The sequence below is a fragment of the Bacillus sp. 05T31 genome (assembly GCF_056396725.1).
Map to the genome: position 1 here is coordinate 1 of NZ_JBFTMA010001522.1, position 358 is coordinate 358.

1 protein-coding gene is annotated in these 358 nt (G+C 27.1%); it reads left to right on the top strand.

Going from position 1 to position 358, the window contains the following annotated elements; genetic code table 11:
• Positions 1-138: 138 nt before the first annotated feature.
• Positions 139-358: HD domain-containing protein (locus AC1DJR_RS34155; RefSeq protein WP_477004685.1), on the top strand; the 220-nt coding region annotated here is incomplete at its 3' end.

The window sequence follows — 358 nt, forward strand, 5'->3', positions numbered from 1 at the left end:
TAGTTTAATCTCAATATCTTTATTTTTTAGTTTAATCTCAATATCTTTATTTTTTTACACACTTAAAACAATTTCAAAGGGTATTTATTCTATTATATAGAATTATTATTAAAAATTAAATTTAAGGGATGGATATATATGAGCAAGGTATTATTACAAAAGGCAAATTATCTACGATCTGATGAATTAAAGCTTTTGAAAAAAGCTATACATTTTGCAGAGCAAGCACATGATGGACAATACCGTCAAACTGGAGAACCATATATTATTCACCCTTTCGCGATTACAGAAATACTGCTAAATTATAAAGCTGACATTACAACATTGATTGCTGCTTTATTACACGATGTTGTAGAAG